This window comes from Glaciimonas sp. CA11.2 (assembly GCF_034314045.1).
In the GTDB taxonomy this organism is placed as follows: domain Bacteria; phylum Pseudomonadota; class Gammaproteobacteria; order Burkholderiales; family Burkholderiaceae_D; genus Glaciimonas.
Map to the genome: position 1 here is coordinate 2,657,585 of NZ_JAVIWL010000001.1, position 24,952 is coordinate 2,682,536.

20 protein-coding genes are annotated in these 24,952 nt (G+C 49.2%); 8 read left to right on the forward strand and 12 right to left on the reverse strand.

Features of this window, described 5'->3' with window-relative positions; translation table 11 throughout:
- Positions 1 to 222: 222 nt before the first annotated feature.
- Positions 223 to 1,380: a branched-chain amino acid ABC transporter substrate-binding protein gene (locus tag RGU75_RS11510; protein WP_322235992.1), complete on the reverse strand. Its 1,158-nt coding sequence runs from the start codon at positions 1,378 to 1,380 to the stop codon at positions 223 to 225.
- An 883-nt stretch (positions 1,381 to 2,263) separates the two neighbouring features.
- Here RGU75_RS11510 and RGU75_RS11515 point away from each other — a divergent pair.
- A complete protein-coding gene (locus tag RGU75_RS11515; protein WP_322235994.1) occupies positions 2,264 to 2,731 on the forward strand; it encodes a pilin in 468 nt (155 codons plus the stop codon).
- Positions 2,732 to 2,820: 89 nt separating this feature from the next.
- On the opposite strand, the gene RGU75_RS11520 is transcribed toward RGU75_RS11515, so the two are convergent.
- Positions 2,821 to 4,008 (reverse strand): branched-chain amino acid ABC transporter substrate-binding protein, encoded by a 1,188-nt coding sequence (locus tag RGU75_RS11520; RefSeq protein ID WP_322235996.1) that lies wholly within the window; start codon positions 4,006 to 4,008, stop codon positions 2,821 to 2,823.
- A 444-nt stretch (positions 4,009 to 4,452) separates the two neighbouring features.
- Positions 4,453 to 5,598, reverse strand: a complete 1,146-nt coding sequence (locus RGU75_RS11525; RefSeq protein ID WP_322235998.1) for a branched-chain amino acid ABC transporter substrate-binding protein — start codon at positions 5,596 to 5,598, stop codon at positions 4,453 to 4,455.
- Between the two features lie 182 nt (positions 5,599 to 5,780).
- On the opposite strand from RGU75_RS11525, the gene RGU75_RS11530 reads away from it, so the two are divergent.
- Positions 5,781 to 6,290 (forward strand): Lrp/AsnC family transcriptional regulator, encoded by a 510-nt coding sequence (locus tag RGU75_RS11530; RefSeq protein WP_322236000.1) that lies wholly within the window; start codon positions 5,781 to 5,783, stop codon positions 6,288 to 6,290.
- A gap of 361 nt (positions 6,291 to 6,651) precedes the next feature.
- On the opposite strand, the gene RGU75_RS11535 is transcribed toward RGU75_RS11530, so the two are convergent.
- From RGU75_RS11535 to folD, 6 genes are all read right to left on the reverse strand, one after another.
- Complete coding sequence (locus RGU75_RS11535; protein ID WP_322236003.1) at positions 6,652 to 7,968, reverse strand: D-amino acid dehydrogenase; 1,317 nt, start codon at positions 7,966 to 7,968, stop codon at positions 6,652 to 6,654.
- 136 nt (positions 7,969 to 8,104) lie between these two features.
- Positions 8,105 to 8,527, reverse strand: coding sequence for a hypothetical protein (locus RGU75_RS11540; RefSeq protein ID WP_322236005.1), 423 nt, complete (start codon positions 8,525 to 8,527; stop codon positions 8,105 to 8,107).
- A 45-nt stretch (positions 8,528 to 8,572) separates the two neighbouring features.
- Complete coding sequence (locus RGU75_RS11545; RefSeq protein WP_322236007.1) at positions 8,573 to 8,998, reverse strand: DNA polymerase III subunit chi; 426 nt, start codon at positions 8,996 to 8,998, stop codon at positions 8,573 to 8,575.
- 31 nt (positions 8,999 to 9,029) lie between these two features.
- On the reverse strand, positions 9,030 to 9,668 hold the full coding sequence (locus tag RGU75_RS11550; protein ID WP_322236008.1) for a glutaredoxin family protein: 639 nt from the start codon (positions 9,666 to 9,668) through the stop codon (positions 9,030 to 9,032).
- 320 nt (positions 9,669 to 9,988) lie between these two features.
- On the reverse strand, positions 9,989 to 12,097 hold the full coding sequence (locus RGU75_RS11555) for a M3 family metallopeptidase (RefSeq protein WP_322236010.1): 2,109 nt from the start codon (positions 12,095 to 12,097) through the stop codon (positions 9,989 to 9,991).
- Between the two features lie 3 nt (positions 12,098 to 12,100).
- On the reverse strand, positions 12,101 to 12,946 hold the full coding sequence (gene folD / locus RGU75_RS11560) for a bifunctional methylenetetrahydrofolate dehydrogenase/methenyltetrahydrofolate cyclohydrolase FolD (RefSeq protein ID WP_322236011.1): 846 nt from the start codon (positions 12,944 to 12,946) through the stop codon (positions 12,101 to 12,103).
- A 522-nt stretch (positions 12,947 to 13,468) separates the two neighbouring features.
- On the opposite strand from folD, the gene gshA reads away from it, so the two are divergent.
- The 3 genes from gshA (at position 13,469) to RGU75_RS11575 (ending at position 16,490) form a co-directional block, all read left to right on the forward strand.
- Entirely contained in the window at positions 13,469 to 15,058 is a 1,590-nt protein-coding gene (gene gshA / locus RGU75_RS11565; protein WP_322236013.1) for a glutamate--cysteine ligase, read from the forward strand.
- A 185-nt stretch (positions 15,059 to 15,243) separates the two neighbouring features.
- A complete protein-coding gene (locus tag RGU75_RS11570; RefSeq protein WP_323509499.1) occupies positions 15,244 to 15,744 on the forward strand; it encodes a MarR family transcriptional regulator in 501 nt (166 codons plus the stop codon).
- A 320-nt stretch (positions 15,745 to 16,064) separates the two neighbouring features.
- A complete protein-coding gene (locus RGU75_RS11575) occupies positions 16,065 to 16,490 on the forward strand; it encodes an organic hydroperoxide resistance protein (RefSeq protein ID WP_322236015.1) in 426 nt (141 codons plus the stop codon).
- A gap of 157 nt (positions 16,491 to 16,647) precedes the next feature.
- Here RGU75_RS11575 and RGU75_RS11580 read toward each other — a convergent pair whose 3' ends face one another.
- From RGU75_RS11580 to RGU75_RS11590, 3 genes are all read right to left on the reverse strand, one after another.
- On the reverse strand, positions 16,648 to 17,433 hold the full coding sequence (locus tag RGU75_RS11580; protein ID WP_322236017.1) for a class II aldolase/adducin family protein: 786 nt from the start codon (positions 17,431 to 17,433) through the stop codon (positions 16,648 to 16,650).
- Between the two features lie 574 nt (positions 17,434 to 18,007).
- Positions 18,008 to 18,649 (reverse strand): glutathione S-transferase family protein, encoded by a 642-nt coding sequence (locus tag RGU75_RS11585; protein ID WP_322236018.1) that lies wholly within the window; start codon positions 18,647 to 18,649, stop codon positions 18,008 to 18,010.
- 143 nt (positions 18,650 to 18,792) lie between these two features.
- Positions 18,793 to 19,701, reverse strand: a complete 909-nt coding sequence (locus RGU75_RS11590) for a LysR family transcriptional regulator (protein ID WP_322236020.1) — start codon at positions 19,699 to 19,701, stop codon at positions 18,793 to 18,795.
- A gap of 250 nt (positions 19,702 to 19,951) precedes the next feature.
- Between RGU75_RS11590 and RGU75_RS11595 the strand changes: the two genes are divergently transcribed.
- Genes RGU75_RS11595 through RGU75_RS11605 form a run of 3 tightly spaced genes read left to right on the forward strand, consistent with a single transcriptional unit; the run spans position 19,952 to position 24,952 of the window.
- Positions 19,952 to 21,970 (forward strand): hydantoinase/oxoprolinase family protein, encoded by a 2,019-nt coding sequence (locus tag RGU75_RS11595; RefSeq protein ID WP_322236022.1) that lies wholly within the window; start codon positions 19,952 to 19,954, stop codon positions 21,968 to 21,970.
- Positions 21,970 to 23,745, forward strand: a complete 1,776-nt coding sequence (locus RGU75_RS11600) for a hydantoinase B/oxoprolinase family protein (RefSeq protein WP_322236024.1) — start codon at positions 21,970 to 21,972, stop codon at positions 23,743 to 23,745. Before RGU75_RS11595 ends, RGU75_RS11600 begins: the two co-directional genes overlap by 1 nt.
- A gap of 28 nt (positions 23,746 to 23,773) precedes the next feature.
- On the forward strand, positions 23,774 to 24,952 hold the full coding sequence (locus RGU75_RS11605; RefSeq protein ID WP_322236026.1) for an acyl-CoA dehydrogenase family protein: 1,179 nt from the start codon (positions 23,774 to 23,776) through the stop codon (positions 24,950 to 24,952).

Here is a 24,952-nt window from a genome sequence, read left to right on the forward strand (position 1 = left end):
CGATTGATCAGCGATTGATTAGCGCTTAACCACCGGTTGCGGGCAGATCGCTGAGACGCGCAGGCATGAAAGAACGTAAAAAAGGGTGCTCATTTGAGCACCCTTTTTTTGTAAACAACAGAGGACAAAAAATAAACAACGAAATCGACTGCGGACATTCGCAAACGGTATGTTGAATTTTCCCCCTGTTTATTTCGTACTATGAGACACCAAGTTACTGACTTACTTGGTTACGCGAATAAGTGTGCGTTGTCCCGCTTTATACGTATACAACGTCAATGTCGCATTTTTCATATCGCCGTGCGTATCGAACGCAATCGTGCCGGTAACGCCTTTGTGATTGATCTTCGCCAAAGCTGGCAAATAGACTTTTGGATCGGTGGAGTTGGCTTTTTGCATCGCCTCCACCATCGTCATCAACGCATCATAAGCATACGCCGCATAGATCACTACTTCGTGCCCATAACGCGCTTTGAAGGCCGTCTTAAACGCGTCTAGCGCCGGTCGTCCGGCATCAGGAACACCGCCCGCTTCTGCGCAAATGACTTGATCGTCGGACAGCGCATCGCCAGCCAGTTTAGGCAACTCCGTGGTGCAGATGGCATCGCCGCCCATCATTTTTGCCTTGATCCCTAATTGCTTCATTTGACGCAACATCGGCCCCGCGCCAGCATCCAGACCGCCGAAGAAAATCACGTCAGGTTTCTTTGCCTTGATCGCCGTCAAAATCGCGCTGAAGTCGGTTGCCTTGTCGTTGGTGTATTGGGTCGCAACAATATTTGCACCGGCTGCCTTGGCGCGCTTGGCAAACTCTTGCGCCAGACCTTGACCATACGCCGTGCGGTCGTCGATCACGGCGATATTTTTGGCATGCAAAGTCTGGACCGCATAGCGTCCCAATGCGCCAGCTAACTGACCGTCGTTTGCCACAACCCGGAACGCGGTGTTATAGCCTTGTAGCGTGTATTTGGGATTGGTCGTGCCGGGGGAAATTTGCGGAATCCCCGCGTCGTAATAAATCTTGGATGCAGGAATACTGGTGCCGGATTGCAGATGACCGATGACGCCCTGGACCTTGGCATCGACCAGTTTTTGCGCTACTGAAGTACCTTGTTTTGGATCGCCGCCATCATCTTCTGTCATCAATACAAATTTAATTTTCTTGCCACCTATCGTCAGGCCTTTGGCATTCAATTCTTCGACAGCCATATTCGCACCGTTTTGCAGATCCTTGCCGACGTACGCAATGGGGCCAGTTGTCGGGCCAACTTGCGCCAGCTTGACGATTTGTTCTTGCGCACATGCGCGACCAGAAAGTGTCAATGAAAGCGCCAGTGCAATGACAGCAGATAGAGAAATGATCGTTGTTTTAGATGGCATCGTAGATCCTCCTGAGGATTTCAAATTTGAGGGTATTCATGTAAAAGCGATTGCGGCTGGTTATTCGTCATTACGTTTCAATACGTTTAATTATGCTTCACCTTGCATCGCCATGCGTTGTGCCCGTTGGATGAATTAGATGCATTGGATGCGGTCCGCGACAAACATTGTAAATGAGCTTCTGAGTAAATTGATTATTTGCGATTGGATGGCGAAATAATTCTATCGTGCTTATCAACGATTTAGTTCTTTACTGATATTGAACGCATGTGTCGCGTGCAGGGATAACATTAGTGCGCGCCGCAATAATGCTTTACGAACGTAGTTTTTTATTCTTCTATTTAACGACACAATCTGTTTTTCGCAGCTGCTGGAAGATCGAGACGACTTTTTCATCAAGCACCGAAAGAGCAGCGTGAAAGCAGGGAAAAGGGCCTGCGATATTCACTGCGCTATCAACGTATGTAAAAACGTATGTAAAAGCAACGCCACAGTATCGTAAAAGAGACAGTTCCTTTGGACGAATCTTAAGGCGACAGTTTCTCTATTTTTTTCACCGGAATTTCATCTCTGTCTCCCATAGGATCAATCTTTTTGATCATAGCCTCTAGGACAATATATGTGATTTAAAAGTACAAATTTCGTGGATTGAGAACTAAGTAATCCCCCTAACTGCCTCTGTCACGCCGCTAATCCGTCGAAGCGTCGGGTTATAGTCTTTTCATACTATTAGGCATCGTTTCTACCAAATAGTTTTAGTCAATTGGCGCATGCACTCCATGCGGTTTGTTTGCTAAGTAGTTTACATAATTATTCACAAAAAAGTTCTATTTACGAAGGGCGAACCGAATTTTTTCGGCGCCACTAAAAGGGGAGTTTACGTATGAAATTTGCGCATTATAAACGGCAAGTACAGAAGGGTTTTACACTCATCGAGTTGATGATTGTGGTGGCAATTATTGGTATTTTGGCGGCTATTGCTATACCAGCGTATCAGGACTACACCTTTAGAGCGCGATTTGCCGATGTTATTGCAATAACCAATCCTTACAAGACCGCGGTTGGATTGTGTATCCAAACTACTGGAAGTGCAACCGCGTGTACAACAGGTTCAAATGGTATTCCGGCCTCGCAGGAAACTGCTAACGTCGCATCTGTAAATGTTGCAGGGGGAACAATTACTGTAGTGCCGACAATTACTACAAATGCAGATTCCACATTGATCCTTTTACCGGCGATTGGCCCTGCCGCAATTACCTGGTCTAACGCCGGTAGCGGATGTCTGACAGCGCGATCGCCAGCTCCAGTTCTATGTGAGTTAATCGCACCTATCGTTCAGCCAAAACCTTAATCTAAAGAATATGATTCAGTATCAGCGTTACCGCTTTGAATCGTAAAGTTTGCGGTGTAAGGGCAGCGTTGTAAATACTTACCAAGCTACTAAGTAACCGTCAAAACGGTGCGTTGTCCACCTCTAAAAGTATAGACGGTCAACGCACCATTTTTAATATCGCCATTCGCGTCAAAACCGATTTCGCCTGTCACGCCTTTGTGAACAATCTTCGCAAGTTGTGACAGGTATTTTTTTGGATCTGCTGAGTTTGCTTTTTGCATGGCGTCTGCAATGGTCATGACTGCGTCGTAGGTATAAGGCGCGTATTGTTTGATCTCGCTGTTATAGCGTTTCTTGTAGGCTGCTTTGAACGCATCCAGTTTTTTCTGCCCCGATTTTTCTACGCCACCCGCTTCTGCGCACACCACCTGATCATCACGCAAGCTGTTGCCAGCTAATAGCGGCAACTGATTGGTACAGATCGCGTCGCCACCCATCAACTTTGCGTTTATTCCGAGCATTTGCATCTGACGCAACATCAATCCGGCGCTGGCATCAATGCCGCCGAAGAAAATTAAGTCCGGCTTTTTTCCTTTGATAGTAGTCAGGATCGCATTGAAGTCAGTCGCTCTGTCGCTGATATATTGTCGCGTCACGATGGTGACACCGGCGGCTCTGGCGCTTTTGATAAATTCATCAGCTAATCCTTGTCCATAAGCGGTGCGATCATCGATGACCGCAATGTTTTTTGCGGTGAGCGTTTTTGCGGCATAGCGTCCCAACATGCCGCCAAGCTGACCATCGTTGGCGACTACGCGGAATGTCGTATTAAAACCTTGCTGCGTATATTTGCGGCTAGTCGCGGAGGGCGATATTTGGGGAATACCCGCGTCGTAATATATTTTTGATGCAGGGATTGACGTCCCGGACTGAAGATGGCCGATCACGGCCTGGACTTTTGCATCGACTAGTTTTTGGGCAGCGCTGGTTGCCATTTTCGGATCGCTGCCGTCATCTTCTGCCAACAGAACGAATGTCACTTTTTTACCGGCGAGGGTGACGCCTTTGGCGTTCAACTCTTCGATGGCCATGCGCGCACCATTTTCATTGTCTTTGCCCATGTGAGCAACTGGTCCAGTCAGTGGGCCGACGTGGCCGATTTTTACCAGCTGTGTCGGCGCAAACGCTTGCCCTTGGGCTGATGCGCTATCTGCGGTGATGACCAACGCCAGGACTGGAATTATTACAACAGCGATCATCGCCGACAATGGATCACGTCTGACATAAGCTTGCATGACTTTTCCTCTGAAAATAAAAACGGAGACGTTCACTTGCTATGCGATGCCATGCAGAACCAAGCGAAGAGTGCTTGTTTAATGTGAAATACACATGTGAAGTGCATGTCACGGTGTTTTATCGGGATGGCTGTACATTCCGATCATCACTAAAAAGGACTGGAAACCGTTCGATGGCAAGATTTTACACAAGCAAGATAGCAGACGCCAAATAGGGCATGCTATTTATGGGAAAAGAGTATAAAGCGAATGATATTTAAAAAGATCCGCTGTGAAGACGGACGAAAAAAAACGCTTCGGTGTTGAAGCCGAAGCGTTTTGAGAGTGTATATGATCGATAGCTTAAACTAAATGTAGCGAGGGTTTATTGCGATCAAGGTTAACTTTCTAGTTCACCGTTTGTCGCTCACCACTCACCACATACCGATCAATGGTTGCCGCACTTTATTTAGTCACAGCCAGCAACGTACGTACGCCGCCTTTGTATGTGTACAAAGTCAAAGAACCGTCTTTGATATCGCCTTTTTTATCAAAAGCGATATTGCCGGTCACACCTTTGTGACTGATCTTAGCCAGGAAAGGCAAATATTTTTTAGGATCGGCAGACTTGGCTTGCTGCATCGCTTCAACCATGGTCATCAATGCATCGTAGACGTACGGTGCGTAGATCACGACTTCCTGGTTGAATTTCTTTTGGTAAGCGACTTTGAAGTCTTCCAGTGCTTTTTTGCCAGCGTCTGGTACACCACCAGCTTCGGCGCAGACTACCTGATCATCCCGCAGGCCTTCGCCAGCCAGTTTGGCCAACTCTGTCGTGCACAGGCCATCACCGCCCATGAATTTAGCGTCGATACCAAGTTGCTTCATCTGACGCAACATCGGGCCACCGACTGCATCCATACCACCGAAGAAAATCAGGTCAGGCTTTTTGGCTTTGATCGATGTCAGAATCGCGTTGAAGTCAGTTGCTTTATCGTTGGTGAACTGGGTTGATACGATAGTAGCGCCGTCTTTTTTAGCACCTTTCGAGAACTCTTCTGCAACACCTTGGCCATACGCAGTACGGTCATCAATGACCGCGATGTTTTTGGCTTTCAGTTTGTCGACAGCGTAACGACCTAAAGTACCGCCCAATTGACCATCGTTAGCGACAACACGGAAAGCAGTGTTAAAGCCTTGTTGAGTGTATTTTGGGTTAGTGGCAGATGGTGAAATCTGTGGAATACCAGCATCAAAATAAATCTTCGATGCAGGGATAGTAGTGCCAGAGTTCATGTGACCGATAACGCCATTAACGTGCGAATCGACTAATTTCTGTGCAACAGTTGTCGCAAGTTTAGGATCGGACGCATCATCTTCACCATCCAAAACGAATTTTACTTTTTTGCCGCCGATCATGGTGCCTTTGGCGTTCAGCTCATCGATCGCCATTTTCGCGCCATTTTCATTGTCTTTACCAATGTGGGCGTTAGGGCCGGTGAGTGGGCCAACGTGACCGATTGTGACGACTTGTTCTTGTGCGAATACTGAACCAGCAAGTGCGAACGCAATGGCGCCAACTAAAGGAAGCATTTTGGTCTTGATCTGCATGAATTTCTCTCCTGAGGATTTAAAATAACACTAAGTACTACAAAGCAATATAGCTCGGCCCAAAAACTTTGTTCCTCCGTTTGCAGCTTATTAGGTTGCTGCGAACATGCAAACGGTACATCATAAAAAACAGTTCGCAAAGCGGTTTTATGCGTTTTTTTTGAATCCCTCACACTTCCCATATGACCAAACAACACGTCCTCGATAAGGTAGATCGCAAGTTACTCAACTTGTTGCAGCGCGACAATCAAATTCCTACTCGTACCCTCGCCGAGAAGGCCCATATTTCACAACCAACCTGTCTGCGCCGCATCCGCGATTTGCGTGAGGCTGGTGTGATTAACGCTGATGTGGCGTTGGTCGATCCGTTTGCGCTCGGGTACGGCATGCTCGCATTTCTCGAAATTTCTCTTACCAATCAATCAGATGAACATATGCAGGAATTCGAACTGCGTATGAACAAAGAGGTTGAGGTAATGCAGTGTTATTTTGTTTCTGGCGACTATGATTATTTTTTGGTAGCCCATGTTATAGACATGGATGCTTATTATCAATTCGTCAGACGGGTTATTTCAGGTTCTGGCAATGTTCGTCACTTTCAATCTCGTTTTCCTATGAAGCGTGCAAAATTTGTCACTCGGATTGCCTTTGATGAGAAGGCCGCGACAATTCAGGTTCGCGCGCCAAAATAGGCTGACGCCCTGAAATGATGCGCAATAGCGGCAGAACAGGTGCATTAATCCCTTTTTTACTTGCTCGCACGACTCATTACGCAATATCTGGGCCAGGCTGTTTAAAACAAAAAAAGCCCAATCCTGACAGTGGGGATTGGGCTTTTAAGTGGCACTCAAATACGTTGTGGCATTGAATGGTCATCAGATTCTCGGTGAGCTCGGAACTCGCTCGACCTAAATCGAACTAGTTCGAACCAAGTATTAAATACTGAATTTATTACTCCGACAAGCGCTGGTGCAAGGCGCGGCGCGTGACGCAAGTGCACTGGCCTTGCTATTCCGTTCAACTCATCTGAGTCCGATTTTTTATCGCTTTAGTTCAGACCGGAACTTCACGCGGTTGCAGTGCCTTTTGTGGAGCGCGACGCGGCATGCCGGTAAATGCAAAATCAATTTCAGGCTGGCGACCGGACATGATTTCTGCAATTGCGCGACCTGACCCGCAGCCCATGGTCCAGCCGAGTGTGCCGTGACCGGTGTTGAGGAAGAGATTGCTGATTTTGCTCTTGCCAATATACGGCACGTTAGACGGCGTTAATGGTCGCAATCCGGTCCAGTACGTTGGATTGTCGTAGTCGCAGGCGTCTGGAAATAATTCACGGGTACGACGTGTAATGGCTTCGCAACGGGTGGTATTAAGTTCACGCGTGTAGCCGTTTAGTTCGCACGTTCCTGCGACGCGCAAGCGATCGCCCAAGCGCGATATTACTAGCTTGTAACCGTCATCGGTCAATGACACGCTAGGCGCGGCGGCAGGATTGGTGATCTTATAGGTGGCGGAATAGCCCTTGCCCGGATAAATCATCAAATTAATACCAAGCGGTTTCAGCAATTGCTCGGAGAAACTGCCCATTGCGACCACAAATGCGTCAGCGTGCAAAACTTGATGTTTTCCTTCTGCGTTAATGATTTCGACGCCGGTAATTTTTGCGTTAGCGCCGTGGCCTTCGCTGATCAAACGCGTAACTGTGGTGTTGAATTGAAATTTGACGCCAGCTTCTTGTGCTTTGTCAGCGAGTCCGGTAGTGAACTTATAGACGTCACCGGATTCATCATTGTCGGTGAAGTCGCCACCCACAATTTTATCGCGTATGCGGGATAACGACGGCTCTATCCTGACGACCTCGTCGGCGCTGATGGAGTTGCGTGGGCAACCCAGATCGCGCATCAATTTGGCCGCTGCCAGTGAGTCGTCGAATTCTTTTTGTTCTGTGTAGAAATGCAGAATGCCGCGTACCAAATGATCGTATTCGATACCTGTTTCAGCACGGACCGACAGCAGCGTTTGACGACTGTATTCGCAGATAGCGACGATTTGGCGAATGTTGGCGGCGGTGCGTGATGGTGTGCATTCGCGTAAAAAATTCAACGCCCATTTCCATTGCAGCCATTCAGGACGAAAGCGATACAGCAACGGTGCATCTTCCTTGCCCAACCATTTCAGCACCTTCAGCGGCGCTTGCGGATTTGCCCATGGCTCGGCATGCGAGACTGAAATTTGGCAACCGTTCGCAAAACTGGTTTCTTGTGCTGCGCCTGCCTGACGGTCAATGACAGTGACGTCATTGCCTTCTTTGTTTAGGAACCATGCTGACGAAGTACCAATGATGCCGGCGCCCAATACAATCACTTTCATGCGAAATCTCCGAATTGTCTTAACTAAGTGCCAGTATTGTAAGAAATTCTTGATTGTTTAGGTAATTCAATTTGATGGTCACTTTTTTTCTATTTATTCATTAGCGGCTAATTTTTGATTAATAATCAAAAATTAATTATTCTAATTTTGTTTTTCGCAATTTAACTAATTCCAGCGTCACTGCACTTGAAATGACCTCATTTAAGGTCTGATGCAAGCCTGCTTTGATTTGATCAGCCATTGCCTTAACAGCCGATTGCAACACCTCTGCCAAACTATCCCGCACGCGTTGTTCGATGACAAAATCTATACGGTCTTGTAGTTGCCATAATATTTTTTCGTGCAATTCATGCTTAAGCGTTTCCCAGTCGCGCTCGGTTAATGTCATCGCTGCGTGGGTTGCGGGGTGGATAAACTGATCATCTTGCACGCTCGACTGAGATGCTTGGATATGGTCCGTGGCGTTAGTGAACCAGGTATCTTCAATCGCGTCATCCTCCGCCGTTTCAATGATTTCAGTCAACAATGGAATACCTGCATCCAGCGCGTTATTTTTCATAGAATCTCCTCATATATCGGCGGATGCCTGTTTTTGCGTGTGCACCTACGCGTTTGCGGCGATAGAGTGGCTAAGTTGGTAGCCACGTTGCTGATAAAAGCGATAGCGCTCGCGACTATTATTCTTGTCGGTCTCGTTGAGAGTGACGATTTCAAACATGCGTTCAAACCGCGCAAAATGAGAAGGTGTATTGCCGGATAAATTAATCAGTACCTGATGATGCGGCAGCACGATGGTTTCATCGTCGGTCAAAATGACTGGCGTTTGTTGGGCAAGCGGATCATTGGCGACAACATGCGGTACAAAATCGTGCTCGGAAAAGGTCCACAGCGTCCGATCCATAGTAGCGAGGTCTTCGGCGTTACTTGTTAATATTACAATTTGACATTGCGCCATCCGCGCTTTGCGGACGAGTCGACACGTATAGAGAAATTTGTCGGGAATATTAGTGTGAAAATCGATTTGCGTCATGGTCTGTGCCGAAGGGCGTGCTAATTGCGGCTTAAAATCTGAATCCAGGCGGCGTATTGCCTGTCGCGGGACGCGGCGTACCTTGTTTGCTATTGTCAGTTGAATCGTCTATCGCGGGACTCGCCGTACTCGTGTTTACCGTTGGCGCGGCGGCAGTCGCTTGTCCATTTTGATATGTTTTTGGCAAACGATTGTTTTGCGGGTAACCGGCAGCGCTAAGTGCCGCATTCCAGGAAGTCGCTTCAAAGCCACTTTCTTTATTGCGTCCGATCACCATGAATGGCAATTGACTCTCTCCGGCAACTTCCTTTAAGCGCGCAATGTCATTGTTGGTACTAATCGTTTTTTCGCGGAACGGAATACCCCGATTACGTAGTAATTTTCGTCCATCGTCGCATGGAATGCATTTGCTGGAAGTATATAAAGTGACCGGACTATTTTTTTTAGCTTGCGCCAATTCATACGGTAGGTCGCTATTATCAATGTCGCTTTCGCTGTTTTTGGAGAGCGATTTTGAATCAACGATTTTGCCTGAATTAGGGGGAATATCGCTGTAAGTAACGCGACCGTCTGCGCCGATGGATTTGTAGAGTTGGGCTTGCGCAACAGATGTCGCTAACAGGCAAACTGCGAGGCCTGCGGTTGAAAATAATGATGCCACCAGTTTCATCTAATTTCCTAAAATGAAGAATTGCCACCTTGGTTGTCCAAGGACAAGCGGTTGCAATTCGTTTGAGTCCGTATTGTATGCCGGGTAACGCCGCGGGTGCGATGACTTCTGCGCACTAGTCGCCCTTTGCCCATTATGCCAATAGCTTCTACAAAGAAAAAATAAGAAAAACCGGCGAATGACTATGGACCTGATGATGCCATTGATCGGAATGGCCGTGGAGGCGCTTTGGCACATTCCACGGCAGACCTGCTTATTACTTGCTTATTACTTGCTTATGATTTGCTTATGATTTGTTTTTTATTACCTGTTTCGATTGGTTACGCTGCCATTCCGCTATGCCGTAATAAAGCATCAATATTTGGTTCACGGCCACGGAAGGCTTTGAATGATTCCAAAGCAGGGCGAGAGCCACCTACCGCCAAAATCTCACGTTGAAATTTACTGCCAGTTTCTGCTGATATCACATTACCACCGTTAGCGATTTCTTCGAACGCGCTATAAGCGTCTGCGGATAATACTTCAGCCCACTTGTAGCTGTAATATCCGGCCGCGTAACCGCCAGCAAAAATATGCGAGAACGCGTGTTGAAAACGATTAAACGCTGGCGGACTGAGAACGGCAATCTGCTCGCGAACTTGGTTGATCAGTTCTTGCACCGTTTGAGTGCCAGACGGATCGTATTTGTCGTGCAGATGCATATCCAGCAGCGAGAACTCAACTTGACGCAAGGTTTGTAGCCCTGACTGGAAATTTTTGGCGGCGGTCATTTTGTCAAACAGCGCGCGCGGCAATGGCTGACCATTCGTAGCTTCGGCGGTCATGTCTTGCAGAACGTCCCATTCCCAGCAGAAATTTTCCATAAATTGAGAGGGTAATTCAACCGCGTCCCATTCCACGCCGGAGATACCGGAGACGCTAATTTCATCCACTTGCGTCAGCATGTGGTGCAAACCGTGACCAAATTCGTGGAATAAGGTGATGACTTCATCATGCGTAAACAGCGCTGGCTTGGTGATCCCATCGACCACCGCAGGTGCGGAGAAATTGCACGTCAAATAGGCAATCGGCGTCTGAATGCCTTCCCCGTCGTTCAATTTGCGACGCGCACGTGCGTCGTCCATCCATGCGCCGCCACGTTTGCCAGTGCGCGCATAGAGATCAAGATAGAACTGTCCGAGTATCTTGCCTTCTTTTTCGATCTTGAAAAACTTTACATCAGGATGCCAGACCGGTGCTTTATCCAGACTGATTTCGACCGAGAATAATTTTTGTACCAGTGCAAATAAACCTTGCACGACTTTTGTTTCAGGGAAATATTGTTTTACTTCCTGCTCTGAAAAGGCATAGCGTTGCTCACGCAATTTTTCCGATGCGTAGGTGCTGTCCCAAGCTTCCAGCGGCGTAATACCTAACTCGGTTTTTGCAAATTCACGCAATTCAGCTAGGTCTTTTTCTGCGAACGGACGCGCACGCTGGCCGAGATCTTCCAGGAAGGCGATCACCTCTTCAGGGGTTTGTGCCATTTTTGTCACCAGCGACAATTCGGCATAATTCTTCAAACCTAATAGTGCGGCTTCTTCGTTGCGGAGCTTTAGAATACTGACGATATTTTGGGTGTTATCCCATTCCGGTTTGCCGCTGAGCTCGGACGCTTTGGTAGCATTTGCGCGATAGATTCTTTCACGCAGGACGCGGCTATCAGCATATTGCAATATCGGGAAATAAGACGGAAAGTGGAGCGTAAATTTATAGCCTTCCTTGCTATCCTTTTGGGCCGCCGCAAGGGCCGCTTGCTTGACATCGTCCGGCAAACCAGCCAGTTCGGCTTCATCCAATACAAACAGCGCGTAATCATTGGTGGCGTCGAGTACGTTTTCTGAAAACCGGGTGGTTAATGCACCGTGTTTTTCTTGAATGTCAGCAAAACGTGCTTTCTCTGCGTCTGGCAATTCAGCACCACCAAGACGGAAATCGCGCACCGCATTTTTAATGATTTTTTGACGTGCCGCCGATAAGGTCGAAAAGTCGGCGCTGGTTTCCAGCGCTTTGTATTTGTCGAATAACGCCAGATTCTGTGACAACGAGGTCGAAAATTCTATCAGTTTCGGCTGATTTTCGTTATACGCCGCACGCAGTTCGGGACTGTCCATGACCGCATTCAAATGCCCAACAATGCCCCACGCGCGCCCCAGATTTTCGGTGGCGTTTTCTAGCGGCGTGACAAAGGTTTCCCATTTAACCGACGCTTGCGGCGCTTCCAGTTGCGTGACGACAATACTGGCCTGTTCGAGCAAATAGGCGATGGCAGGCGTTACGTGTTCCGCCTTGATGGTATCAAAATGTGCCAGACCAGAAAAATCCAGAAGCGGATTGTTTTGTGGTGTCGCTGTCGTTGTGTCGCTTACTATTGCGGACGTGGATGTCATAAATTAGTTTCTTTCTGCGGCTTCAATCGTATTGACCAGCAACATGGTGATGGTCATCGGCCCGACGCCGCCTGGCACCGGGGTGATATAACCCGCAACTTCTCTGACATTGGCAAAGTCGACATCGCCGCACAATTTGCCATTGTCATCACGATTCATGCCGACGTCGATCACGACAGCACCCGGTTTGACCATGTCGGCGGTGACGATATTGCGTTTGCCGGTAGCAACGACAAGAATATCAGCCTGACGCGTATGGTGACCAAGATCGCGGGTCTTTGAGTTGCAGATGGTGACGGTCGCACCCGCTTGCAAGAGCAGCATGGATTGTGGTTTACCGACAATATTTGACGCGCCTACGATGACCGCATGCGCACCACGCACCGGATAATCGATCGATTCCAGCATTTTCATGACACCGTAGGGCGTGCACGGGCGGAATAATGGCTTTCCTGTCATCAATAATCCAGCATTGCTGACGTGAAAACCGTCGACGTCTTTTTCTGCGGCGATGGCTTCAATCACTTTATTAGCGTCAATATGCGCAGGTAAAGGCAACTGAACCAGGATACCGTTGATTTTTGGATCGTGGTTTAGAGCGTCGATCCGTGCCAGTAAGTCAGCTTCGCTCAGATCGGCGTCATATTTTTCTAATACCGAATAAAGACCGTTGTCTTCACAGGCTTTGACCTTATTGCGGACGTATACTTGTGAAGCCTGACTCTCACCAACCAGAATGACTGCTAGTCCTGGTTGTTTGCCAAGCGCCGTCAGCGCGGCGGCGCGAGTGGCAACCTCGGCGCGTAATTGTTTTGAAAGGAGGGTTCCGTCAATGAGTTGAGCTGGCATAGTGGGGCGGTGTAAAAGCAAATTAAAACGAGATTATAAAGGTTCGCGTGCCATACAGAGAGTGGTCCGTGACTTTGCTGCCATATAGTTTCAGTATATATATGTCTCAAATCGACAATTTTCATCTTGGCAGCGCAAAGTTGTTTAATTTTATCCGGGACAAACGCTTTACGATCTAGTGTCCATGGTTGATTGAGCAAGTAAGCAGCCTTTAGCGCATCCGACGCACTTTTTGATTTTCGGCTATTCTCGCGTATTAGGACGCTACTGAACCTAAGAGTAGTCGGCTGCAAAATGATTTGGACGGCCCATGTTTCTTCAGTTTCTTGACCAATAGCTAGCTATTGGCGCTTCGAATCTGAAAAAATCTGTTCTCGCCTAGTTCATTTGTCGCTTTAACCTCGTAATTCCCATAGCATCCTGGAGACTTTTGGGTCTGATTCAGCACTTTAATGAATCACCCGATAACAATCGCCGCAAATAAAAAAATAGACGGTAAAGCACAATTAAAAGGATAGTGAATTGACAAATTATTACACCCGCCGTCTGGCTTTACTCGGACAAGAACAGCATCGCGCTTTGCTTGGCAAAGGGTTGCGCGGGATAGAACGTGAAACATTGCGTGTCAATCCAGACGGAAAGTTGGCGCTGACGCCACATCCGCGCGCCTTGGGTTCAGCCTTAACGCAGCCCCAGATTACGACCGATTATTCGGAATCGTTATTGGAGTTCATCACGCCACCGGAGAGCGATGTTGCGGTCGTGATGACCGAGCTAGAGGCTATTCATCGCTTTGCGTATTCGCAATTAGGCGATGAAATGCTATGGAGTGATTCCATGCCATGCGAGTTGCCCGATGAGGAGCAGATTCCTATCGCCTGGTATGGTACGTCGCATATTGGCATGCTAAAGCACGTGTATCGACGCGGCCTTGCGCTGCGGTATGGCAAGCGCATGCAGTGCATTGCAGGGATTCATTACAACTACTCGTTAGCGGATGAAATCTGGGCGGTGTTGCAACTTGAAGCCGGGCAGCCAACCTGCACGACAAAATCATTTCAGTCCGATGGTTATATTGCGTTGATACGCAATTTCCGGCGGTATAGCTGGCTATTAATGTATTTGTTTGGGGCCTCGCCAGCGCTGTCCAAGAATTTTTTGGCCGGTCAGGAACACAAGCTTGAAACGCTTGATGAAGATACGTTGTATCTGCCGTACGCAACCAGCTTGCGTATGAGCGATCTGGGTTACCAAAGCAAGGCGCAGGAGAACTTAACGCCGCATTACAACAATCTTGATAGCTATATTAAAAGTCTGTCGCAGGCAGTCAGTCAATCGTATCCCCCTTATGCCGCCATTGGCACGCATCGTGATGGTGAATGGATACAGATTAATACCAACATACTGCAGATCGAAAACGAGTATTACTCCACAATTCGCCCTAAGCGTGTAATTAACAGCGGCGAGCGGCCAATTCAGGCTTTATCGGCACGCGGGGTTCAGTACATCGAAGTGCGTTGTATGGACATCGATCCGTTTGAGCCAACTGGAATCAGCCTTGAAACAGGTCGTTTTCTAGATGCTTTCCTACTTTTTTGTGCGCTCGATGATAGCCCGTGCACGAGTGACGAAGAAAGTGTTGAAAACGTCGAGAATTTCTCTAAAGTGGTGAAAGAAGGACGTCGGCCGGGTTTGGCGTTACAACACAATGGCGCTTCCGTAACGTTGCAAGCATGGGGTTTGGCGTTGCTGGAAAAAATTTCAGCGGCCGCAACCTTATTGGATGCGCAGCGTGACGATCACCAACACAGTGATGCTCTGGAAAAGCAGCGTCGCAAATTGCACGATCCTGAACTGACTCCTTCTGCGCAGGTGTTGGCGGCACTGACGGAGCATAACGAAACCTTTGCTGAATTTGCGTTGCGTCAGAGCAATGTCCATGCCGCCCAATTTCGCGCTTATCCGCCAAGTGCAGAAGAGCACGCTTATTTTGCGGCCATGGCAGTAAAATCATTGGAAGAGCAAGATCAGATAGAGCGCACTCAAACCGGCGATTTCGATACCTTTGTGGCGGCGTATCGCGCTAGTACACTTGGCAATATGAGTGTCTAAATCCTGAGAGTGGCAGCAATTGATCGGCAGGTGGGAATAACGGGAAAATTCCTGTAATTCTTGGCCTGTGACTGTTGCTGTCATTTTTTTGCTGAACGCTGTGACACAATTAGACGTGTACCAACATGGTGGCAATTATATTAAATTGCTTGCAATTTAATTTTGCGCTGTGTATTATCTCAGTTATGGAAACGCACATTGAGAATGACATCAGTTACAAAGTAGACACAGAAAAAGATGTAAAGCATCTTGGATCTGAAACTTTGTTACTAGATAATCAATTGTGTTTCGCGCTATATTCCGCGTCGCTAACGATGACGAAGATTTACAAGCCGCTATTACAGTCATTAGGTGTTACTTACCCGCAGTATTTGGTCATGTTGACATTGTGGGAGCGCGACGAGATCACTGTATCGGAAGTCGGCGAGCGTTTGTATCTGGATTCTGGAACGTTGACGCCTTTGTTAAAAAGGCTTGAACTCAGTGGTTTGGTCAGGCGTCAGCGCTCAGTAAAAGATGAGCGGCAAGTGATTGTTAGTCTAACTGATCAAGGAAACGCTCTGCGGCAAGACGCCCGATTGATTCCGCAGCAAGTGAGTTGCTCTGCGCAATGTTCATTAGATGAGCTGCGCGCTCTGACAGGACAATTGCAGAGATTGCGCGCGGCGATGGCAAGTAATGTTTAGGTGACCCTGACGTCGGCGTAATTTAGTGGGCGCCTTTATTCCGGATCGCAATGTGACGTGAGCTGAGCATGCGTTTTTTATTTAAAAGATAGTATGCAATAGATTGCGCACAATTTTATTGTGTAAATTATATGCCTGGTTTATAGTTGATGTATAAGTACTTTTTAGATGCACGTTCTAAGAGAAGCTCTCACAGTATTGGTTTTTGTTATTTCATATAATTGATCTATTTTTATCCGACTTTTCAGTAGGGCCGACTGATTAGTTTTAACGGATTGTTTAAGCGGCCATTTCATTCAATTTGAAAAAAAGGAATCACCATGTCAGTCGAAAAAATTCTATTTACAGCCTCAGCCACAGCAACTGGCGGTCGTGATGGTCGTGCTACGACATCCGATGGCATTCTGGACGTAAAATTGACAACACCGAAAGAACTCGGCGGCGCAGGCGCGGCTGGTAGCAATCCAGAGCAACTGTTCGCAGCCGGCTATTCAGCTTGCTTTATTGGCGCGATGAAATTTGTTGCATCACAAGACAAAATCACATTGCCAGCAGACACATCAATCACCGGCTTGGTCGGCATTGGTCAAATCCCAGGTGGATTCGGTATCGAAGTCGAACTAAAAATCTCGATCCCGGGCATGGACAAAGCAGAAGCGAAAACATTGGTCGATAAGGCACATCACGTTTGCCCATATTCGAACGCAACACGCGGTAACGTTGACGTTACGCTGACACTGGTTTAATCGCATAGCGATAACCATTGCAATGACTTGTTGATCGCACCTTGCGATTAGCAGGAAGATCGGCAAGAAAGTAAAAAAGCGCATTACGTTCACCGTCATGCGCTTTTTTATTTTGCAGCAGATTGCCTCGTTATTAAAAAAACAGAATGTGCTCCGTTCAATGCCGGTAACTATTATCAATCCGGTCAAGCTTGCGCATAAGCGCCTCAAACTCAACCCCGCCTTCGCCTTGCGGATGCAAACTCTGAAAACTATCCAGATCTGCTCCGGATTGTGCGGCTAGCGTGATTGGCATGATATTGAGCTTGCCAGCGGCGGCGGCGTCAATTTGAACCTGACAGGCGCGTTCGAGTCGATACAAACGCAGGAACGTTTCGGGAACCGTACTACCCACAACCAGCAATCCATGATTCTTCAAAATCAGCGCTTTGGCGTTACCAAGTGACTTGACGATACGCTCACGCTCATCGAGCCGCAGCGCTGCGCCTTCATACTCATGATAAGCAAGTCGGTTATGGAACGCGGTAGAAAACATCGAAATCGGTTGGAGACCTTCTTCCAATGCTGCAACCGCCATTCCAGCGCGGGTGTGCGTATGCATGACGACGTGGTTATCTGAAGAGTGCACCATATGCACCGCGGAGTGGATAATAAAACCAGCGTAATTGACGGTGTGCCGCCGCCCCGCAATCACGTTACCATCCAGATCAATTTTGACCAGATTGGATGCCGTGATCTCGTCATAATTGAGCCCATAAGGGTTAATCAAAAAATGATTCTCGGCACCGGGAACGCGCGCCGTCAAATGACCGTAAATCATTTCAGACCAGCCATAAAATTCAACCAGTCGATAGGCCGCCGCCAGTTGCACACGCAGATTCCACTCTGCATCCGAGATATCCTGGGCATGCTGAAGCTGGATCGAATCAGGGTTTGTTGTCATCGTTCACCTCGTGATGTGTTGAGCCTTCGCTTGTTATCGAAGAACCGATTTTATAAGCTGTCAACATCTGAGTCGGAAAACACTGCGTTGGAACTGGCAGTATTTAGGTCCGATTGCGAAGCAAACTTACCGCAGCGTTCGGACGGATTATCAATGTCTCCAGATAGTTATCATGCCGAGGCAGGCAGCAAGGCAAAGTTTGCCTAACGCAATTCACGACAACGGCGCAGTTTTCCTACCTTTGGTCAGGTTATGCGCACAAGTACTCTTCGTTACTCTTGAGTTATATCGTATACCTCTTGGAATGAATAATCTAGGAGCGTGATATATTTTTTGCGTAAACTTTGGTTAGGCGCTGAGCAAACTGTTGGCATTCAACTATTTACTCAGTCGTTATTCGACACTTGAAACTCAGGTTCCAACGTCATTTATCCGTGTTGTCGATGCAATGTTTTTTGAAGCAGGATCAATGCCATTGTTAATTTTATGGTCGGCATAGATCCTGCTAAATATTATTCGTTGGCGCCACGTAAGTGATTTTTGCGTGCTCTTTATTTACTGATCAGGTACGTTTTCAGGTCAAAAGAAGTGTCATTCCCGGATCACCTTTTTCCATCGCACGCTGATAGCCTGTGCGTTGGCCGATCCGGCCAAGGTATGCCAGAATGTGCGGGTATGCGGTAAGCTCGAATGGCAAAAAGTAACGCATTGTCGTGAGCGAAAAGATGATCATGATATCCGCCGCCGTGAATTCGCGACCGGCTAGATAATCCACGTTCCCCAAGCGTGCTTCAACCAAGGCAAGCGCGCGATCCAGGCGCTCTTTTGTTCCTACCAAAGTCGGATTATCAGATGCTAAATTGAGTCGACGCAGCATCATATTTCGGCCCATGTGCGACTGAAGATTGGCGTTGGCAAAATGTAGCCAATAGAGATATTGCGCATAATCCGGATGCGTCGGGGCAAGGGCAAGGCGACCATCGCCATATTTACCAATGATGTATTCAATGATCGCCCCCGACTCGCCGAGAACCACTTCGCCGTCAGTAATAACGGGCGCGGTACCTAACGGATGAAGCGCTTTAAGTTCCGGCGGTGAGAGCATCGTAACCGTATCGCGCTCGTAACGCTTGATGATGTAAGGAAGGTCAAGTTCCTCGCAAAGCCAGATAATGCGTTCCGACTGTGATTTTCCGAGATGGTGAATAGTGAGCATTTTTTTGATCCTCGTTTAAAGTCCTGAGTGTACTAGTTTCTCGAAGATCGCAACGGTTGGTCGATTTTTTGTCGTTATTTTCTCTGTCGTTGCTGTCGTTGTTAATGTCGATCAAAGCCGGATTTACGCTTAGACTTTAAGCCCTATTTGTTGATAGCTGGAATTGGTTCTGCTCCGGCGACCGCCAGTCGCTTCCACATTTCTGTAGCGGCAACCGATAAGCTACGGTGCCTTCGTTTGACCATATAAATTGGTCGAAATGCTTTGCGATCACTCACCAGAACCGTTGCCAATCCCGGCTGACGGCATAGTTGCACGGCGAACTGCGGCACGATGCTGATGCCAAAGCCATTGACGACCAAACCGGCAAGCGTACTAAAGTGTGACACTTCCAGGCCGCTATCGTGAATCCCTGCGGCGCTCAGCATTGGTTGGGTCTGTTGCCAAACGCTGCCGGTACGCACTGTTTGAATAAACTCCTGATTGCGTAGTTCTTTTAGCTTGACCTCTTTTAGGTTTGCCCATGGATCTTCCGTCCGGCAGACAAGGTACATGCGCTCGTTAAATAGCAAATGAGATTCAAATTCAAGTTGATTTCCCTGTTGCGCATTCAAGCCGAAATCGACGTCACCATGCGCGATCAAATTCAGGCAACGATCGGACACCACATCATCGAGCCGCAACGCGATGCCCGGATATGCCTGACGGAACAGGGCCATTTGTTCGGGTAGCCAGGACGCCGCCATCGACGGTGGGGCAGCAATGGTAACGCGGCCCATGGTGAATTGCGCACGATCCCGCAACTCGGTCAGGGAGGAATTTATCTCAGCAGCAATACGGTGTGCGCCCTGAGAAAAAATTTCACCTTCTGGCGTCAGTGCGACGTTGCGCGTATCGCGGTCAAAGAGGCGTGCGCCGACTTGCGCTTCAAGTCGCGTGATCATCTGGCTGAATGCCGATGGCGAAACGTAACAACGCTCGGCCGCAATAGCAAACCGTTTAGTTTCTTCCAGCGCTAAAAAAGCATCAATTAACCGGCCCGATAGATTCATTAGCAAACCTGCATAATTGTTCAGATAAATTCAGTTTACATGGATAAGGCGCGAGAACACAATCAAAATAGTGGTGACGCTACCTGGACCAAATTGTTAACAACGCGATTGTGCAAAGCAGCAAATGCAAAGCCCGCAGAAGTTCATAATTTACATCGAAAAGTCGATCATCCATAAAAAGAAACATAAAGAAGAAAAATAAAAAAAGCATAAAAAATAAACCAAACGGCACGCAGCCGAAGGAGACGAAATGGCAGGTATAGTTGGCATCGATGTCGGCGGCACGTTCACCGATCTGTTTTATTCAGGTAATTCCACACAGCCGCACCTGATTTTAAAAGTCCCTTCAACGCCGCAAGATCCTTCCATTGGTTTGCTCAACGCATTGCAGGCTGCCGGTCTGACACCGGATGAACTGGATGCGATTCTGCACGGAACCACCATTGCAACCAATGCAGTAATTGAACGACGCGGGGCCAAATGCGCGCTTATCACCACTACCGGCTTCCGCGATATTCTTGAACTGGGACGCCGCGACCGCCCGACAATGTATGGACTGGAAGGCACACACGAACCGTTAGTGCCGCGTGACCTGCGTTTCGAGGTCAATGAGCGCCTTGATCATGAAGGCAATATTCTAGTGCCGCTGGATGTCGCAGGTCTGCGCACCATCGGCAACATGCTCAAGGACAGCGACATCGAGTCTGTCGTCATCGCCTTTCTCCATGCTTACGCCAATCCTGCGCATGAATTACAGGCCCGCGCTATTCTGGCCGAGATCAATCCGGCATGGGAGTTGGTCGTTGCCACTTCGGTGGTCCGCGAATATTACGAGTTTGAACGCACCAGCACTGCGGTAGTGCAGGGCTACTTGCAGCCTTTGGTGGCGCGCTATGCCAAGAATCTGGCGCGTCAGTTGAGCAACTGGGGCTTTGACCGGGATGTCGCCATCATGCAATCCAACGGCGGCGTGGCGCCGTTACGGCAGTTGGGTCAGCGCTCGGCCTACATTGTCCGCTCCGGCCCTGCCGCTGGCGTCATGGCCGCAGCCAGGTTGGCTGGCGAGGCTGGCTTCTCGCATATCATTACCGCTGATATGGGCGGTACCAGTTTTGATGTTGCCGTGGTGATAGATGGCGAGCCAAAAGTCGCAGAAATCACTAATCTGGATTTCCGCATTCCGCTGCGTTTGCCCATGATCGATGTGCATACCATTGGCGCGGGTGGCGGTAGTATTGCGTATCTGGACCGTGGTGGCATGCTGTTAGTCGGACCACGCAGTGCCGGTGCTGTACCGGGCCCCGTGGCGTATAGACGTGGCGGCACGGAACCGACAGTTACTGATGCCAACGTTGTGCTCGGTCGCATCAATCCCGAAAGCCTGATGAATGGATCCGATACTGCGCTTGACGTTGCCGGTGCGCGTGCCGCTGTGCAACGCTTGGGCATCCAGCTCGGTCTGGGTTTGGAAGAAGCCGCTGAAGCCATTCTGGCGGTAGTAAATCAACGTATGGCGGGCCGCATTCGCCTGATGTCAATTGAACGCGGTCTTGATCCACGCGATTTCGCCATGGTCGCGTTTGGCGGCGCTGGTCCATTACACGGTGGTGCATTGATCCGCGAAGTGGGCGTCGGGACCATGTTGGTTCCACTCTATCCTGGCGTGCTGTGCGCGCTTGGTTGTGCTTACGCCGACTTGCGTTACGACATTTCTCAAACCACTGAAAAGCGTCTCGACAAATTGTTACCTGGCGAGCTGAGCGACATTATTTTGCGGCAGCGTGAGGAAGGTCAACAGCAGCTCAACGACAGCCAGGTGCCAATCGACGTCACGACGATCACGCATGCAGCCGACATGGCCTACGCCGGTCAGATTCATTCATTGCGCGTCACGATCGAATCGGACTGGGATGCGCCACGACTAGAGCAGGCTTTTAATGAAGTGTACAAAGCCACCTTTGGCAACACGCTGGTTGGTATTCCAGTCGTGATCGTCAACCTCCGTACGATTGCCGTTGGGACTCGCACCAGCGTGCCATTGCCGCAGTGCAGCTCAACTGCAACTGGTCAGCCGAAGCCCTCATCGCGTCGTCGGGTCTATTTTGGTGGCTGGCACGACACGCCGGTATTTGCCCGTGAGAACCTTGCGCCAGGCATGCATTTCGATGGTCCGGCAATCATTGAACAAAGTGATACGACGACCGTTGTCGAACCGGGCATGCGCCTGGACGTCGATTCGAAGGGCAACCTCTTGGTGAAGGTCAAATAATGGATCCGGTAACTTTGGCCGTGGTACGCGGCAGTCTCGAACAAATCGCCGATGAAATGGATTTGCATCTGATCCACGCGGCCATCTCTCCCATCATCTCTGAAACCAACGACTGTGCCAACGGCATCTTCCACCCGATCACGGGAGAAACCATTGCGCAAGGCCGCTACGGTCTTCCTGTATTTCTGGCTTACATGCAATTCACGGTCCAAACCGTCATTGGCATGGCGCTCAAAGACGGCGGCTTCAAGCCTGGGGATATGTGGATTCTCAATGATCCCTACATTGGCGGCAGTCATTTGCAGGACGTTCAACTCATTGCACCGGTGTTTGTGGACGGTGAATTATTTGCTGTCATGGCGACTACCGGCCATTGGATGGATATCGGCGGCAACGTGCCCGGTGGATGGGCCCCGCGCGCTACCGAAATTCATCAGGAAGGCATTATCATTCCGCCGGTTCGGCTATACGATGAAGGCAAGTTGAATAAAGCATTGGTCAGCATGTTCAAAGCCAACGTGCGTTTGCCGAGTGAAATTGCCGGTGACCTTGCCGCCATGTCGAACACCTTCTCGGTGGGTACACGTGGTATTGAAGCCCTGGTCAAGCGTTATGGCCGCACGATACTGGACGAATGTTTGAACGAAATGATTGCGTACTCAGAACGTCAGATGCGCTCTTACATTGCAGAAATTCCCGATGGCACTTATGCCTTTGAGGATTACTTCGACAATGACGGCATCATTGATGAACCGATACGCATCAATCTTGCGATCACGGTCACTGGTGACGATATGCATTTTGACTTCACCGGGACCGGACCGACTTCACGCGGCCCGCTCAACATGTCGCGCAATACCACGCTGTCGTCCTGTTACGTCGCGATCAAACATATTTTCCCGGATGTGCCGGTCAACGGCGGAACCTTCCGACCAATACACTTTACGCTGCCCGACAACACTTTATTATCGGCCCAATATCCCGCCGCAGTCGGTGGTTATCTGGACCCGGTCGGGCGTGTCATCGATGTTGTTTTTGGTGCTTTGTCCAAGGTCATCCCAGAAAAATCGCCCGCTGCATTTTTTGGTACGACCGGCGTGGTGACGGTGAGTGGTGTGCATCCACGCACTAAAAATTATTTTGTAGGCGTGTTTCCATATCCGGGCGGCTACGGAGCAACACAAGCCAGCGATGGTTTGATTAACGGTAATCCGCCCCAGTCGATGGCTAATTTTATGTCGCTTGAGATGTCGGAGCATCGCTTTCCACTGCGTTTCGATTATTTCAAAATCCGTGACGATTCAGGTGGCGCTGGCTGGCATCGTGGCGGCTGCGGTACCGAATATGGATTCACTGCCTGGTCCGATTGTATCGTCTCGGTGCTTGGTGATCGGGTCGACTACGCGCCGTTCGGCATCGTCGGCGGCGGTCCAGCGGCCGCCAACAATGTCGAGTTTGTTACGCAAGGCAAAACCTGGAAACCAGAGTTACGCAGTAAGCAGGAAAAAGAGCCATTTACAGCCGGCGATTCCATTCGCGCAGCATCGCCGGGTGGAGGCGGCTTCGGCAATGCTTTAGATCGCGATCTGTTGATGGTCGAACGCGATCTGAACCGTGGCTACATCAGCCGTGAAACTGCTGAAAAGAGTTATGGCGTCGTCGTCGGCCAGGCAGTCGCGCTATCGGCCGAGCACACACGCTTCCAACTCGACCCGATTGCCAGTGCCACACGGCGTCAGACACTCCAGAAATTGTTAGTCAATTCCACCAAATAAAAACGTCAAACAACCAGAGGATTCAAGCATGGATAGGACAGGGAGTTGGGAACTACCGGAAGAACTGAGAATGCTCAGGGATACCGTGCGTCGTTTTATGGTGCAGGAAGTGAAACCGATTGAAGACAAGCTGGAGCACGATGCCTATACGCTGGAGCCTGAACCGCTTAAAGCCTTGCAGAGTAAAGCCCGCGAACTTGGGTTGTGGTGTCTGGAAACGCCTGCGGAACACGGCGGCGCTGGCTTGAATCTACTTGCACAATGCGTAGTGGCTGAGGAAACCTCCAAGTGTCGCATGGGCGCTTATATTGCTGGCTGCGGTGCGTTCGGTTTCGATCCTCCGAACGTGATCTGGAAGGGAACCGACGAACAAATTAACAAATTTGGTCGTGCTAATGTCGCCTCTGGCGACAAGGCTTTCGTTGCCATCAGCGAGGCCAGTGGCGGCTCAGATCCGGGCCGGTCCATTACAACGCGTGCTGAACGTAAAGGGGATCGTTATATTCTCAATGGTACCAAGTTATGGATATCCGGCGCAGGGCAGGCCAACTGGGGCATTGTATTTGCTCGAGTTGGAGAAAGCAAAGGCCGCGAGGGGATCACCAGCTTTATTGTAGAGAAAAATAAGCCGGGTATTTCGTTACAGCGGATTCCGGTGATTCGTTCATATTCGCCGTATGAAGTGCACTTTCAGGATTATGAAGTGCCGGTCGAAAATCGGCTGGGTGAAGAAGGGCAAGGCTTTGCGCTGGCTGAGGATTGGTTGGTACATGGCCGCGTGCCGTACGCAGCGGCGACGATCGGCATTGCGCAAGCCGCGCTCGATCTGGCGGTCGCATGGGCCAAACAGCGCAAAACATTCGGTAGCCATCTGGCGGATAAACAAGCCATTCAATGGATGATCGCCGACTCCGAGGTGGAACTGCGTGCCGCGCGATTGATGGTCTATCAGGCCGCTTGGAATGGCGATTTAGGGCGTGACATTAAGGTCGATGCGTCGGTTGCCAAGCTATATGGAACGGAGGCGGCAGGCCGAGTGGTTGATCGCTGCATCCAGATTTTTGGTGGTCTCGGTGTTGCGCAAGAAATGCCGCTTGAGCGTTGGTATCGTGAACTGCGCATCAAGCGTATCGGCGAAGGGCCATCCGAAGTCCATCGCATGGTGATTGCACGTGAACTGCTTGGCAGTAAGCGCGGGGAGTCCTGA

Bases quoted from the DNA above. Each gene is read 5' to 3' on its own strand.
- RGU75_RS11510 (WP_322235992.1), bottom strand. From the start codon at position 1,380: ATGCCATCTAAAACAACGATCATTTCTCTATCTGCTGTCATTGCACTG.
- RGU75_RS11515 (WP_322235994.1), top strand. From the start codon at position 2,264: ATGAAATTTGCGCATTATAAACGGCAAGTACAGAAGGGTTTTACACTC.
- RGU75_RS11520 (WP_322235996.1), bottom strand. From the start codon at position 4,008: ATGCAAGCTTATGTCAGACGTGATCCATTGTCGGCGATGATCGCTGTT.
- RGU75_RS11525 (WP_322235998.1), bottom strand. From the start codon at position 5,598: ATGCAGATCAAGACCAAAATGCTTCCTTTAGTTGGCGCCATTGCGTTC.
- RGU75_RS11530 (WP_322236000.1), top strand. From the start codon at position 5,781: ATGACCAAACAACACGTCCTCGATAAGGTAGATCGCAAGTTACTCAAC.
- RGU75_RS11535 (WP_322236003.1), bottom strand. From the start codon at position 7,968: ATGAAAGTGATTGTATTGGGCGCCGGCATCATTGGTACTTCGTCAGCA.
- RGU75_RS11540 (WP_322236005.1), bottom strand. From the start codon at position 8,527: ATGAAAAATAACGCGCTGGATGCAGGTATTCCATTGTTGACTGAAATC.
- RGU75_RS11545 (WP_322236007.1), bottom strand. From the start codon at position 8,998: ATGACGCAAATCGATTTTCACACTAATATTCCCGACAAATTTCTCTAT.
- RGU75_RS11550 (WP_322236008.1), bottom strand. From the start codon at position 9,668: ATGAAACTGGTGGCATCATTATTTTCAACCGCAGGCCTCGCAGTTTGC.
- RGU75_RS11555 (WP_322236010.1), bottom strand. From the start codon at position 12,097: ATGACATCCACGTCCGCAATAGTAAGCGACACAACGACAGCGACACCA.
- folD (WP_322236011.1), bottom strand. From the start codon at position 12,946: ATGCCAGCTCAACTCATTGACGGAACCCTCCTTTCAAAACAATTACGC.
- RGU75_RS11570 (WP_323509499.1), top strand. From the start codon at position 15,244: ATGGAAACGCACATTGAGAATGACATCAGTTACAAAGTAGACACAGAA.
- RGU75_RS11575 (WP_322236015.1), top strand. From the start codon at position 16,065: ATGTCAGTCGAAAAAATTCTATTTACAGCCTCAGCCACAGCAACTGGC.
- RGU75_RS11580 (WP_322236017.1), bottom strand. From the start codon at position 17,433: ATGACAACAAACCCTGATTCGATCCAGCTTCAGCATGCCCAGGATATC.
- RGU75_RS11585 (WP_322236018.1), bottom strand. From the start codon at position 18,649: ATGCTCACTATTCACCATCTCGGAAAATCACAGTCGGAACGCATTATC.
- RGU75_RS11590 (WP_322236020.1), bottom strand. From the start codon at position 19,701: ATGAATCTATCGGGCCGGTTAATTGATGCTTTTTTAGCGCTGGAAGAA.
- RGU75_RS11595 (WP_322236022.1), top strand. From the start codon at position 19,952: ATGGCAGGTATAGTTGGCATCGATGTCGGCGGCACGTTCACCGATCTG.
- RGU75_RS11600 (WP_322236024.1), top strand. From the start codon at position 21,970: ATGGATCCGGTAACTTTGGCCGTGGTACGCGGCAGTCTCGAACAAATC.
- RGU75_RS11605 (WP_322236026.1), top strand. From the start codon at position 23,774: ATGGATAGGACAGGGAGTTGGGAACTACCGGAAGAACTGAGAATGCTC.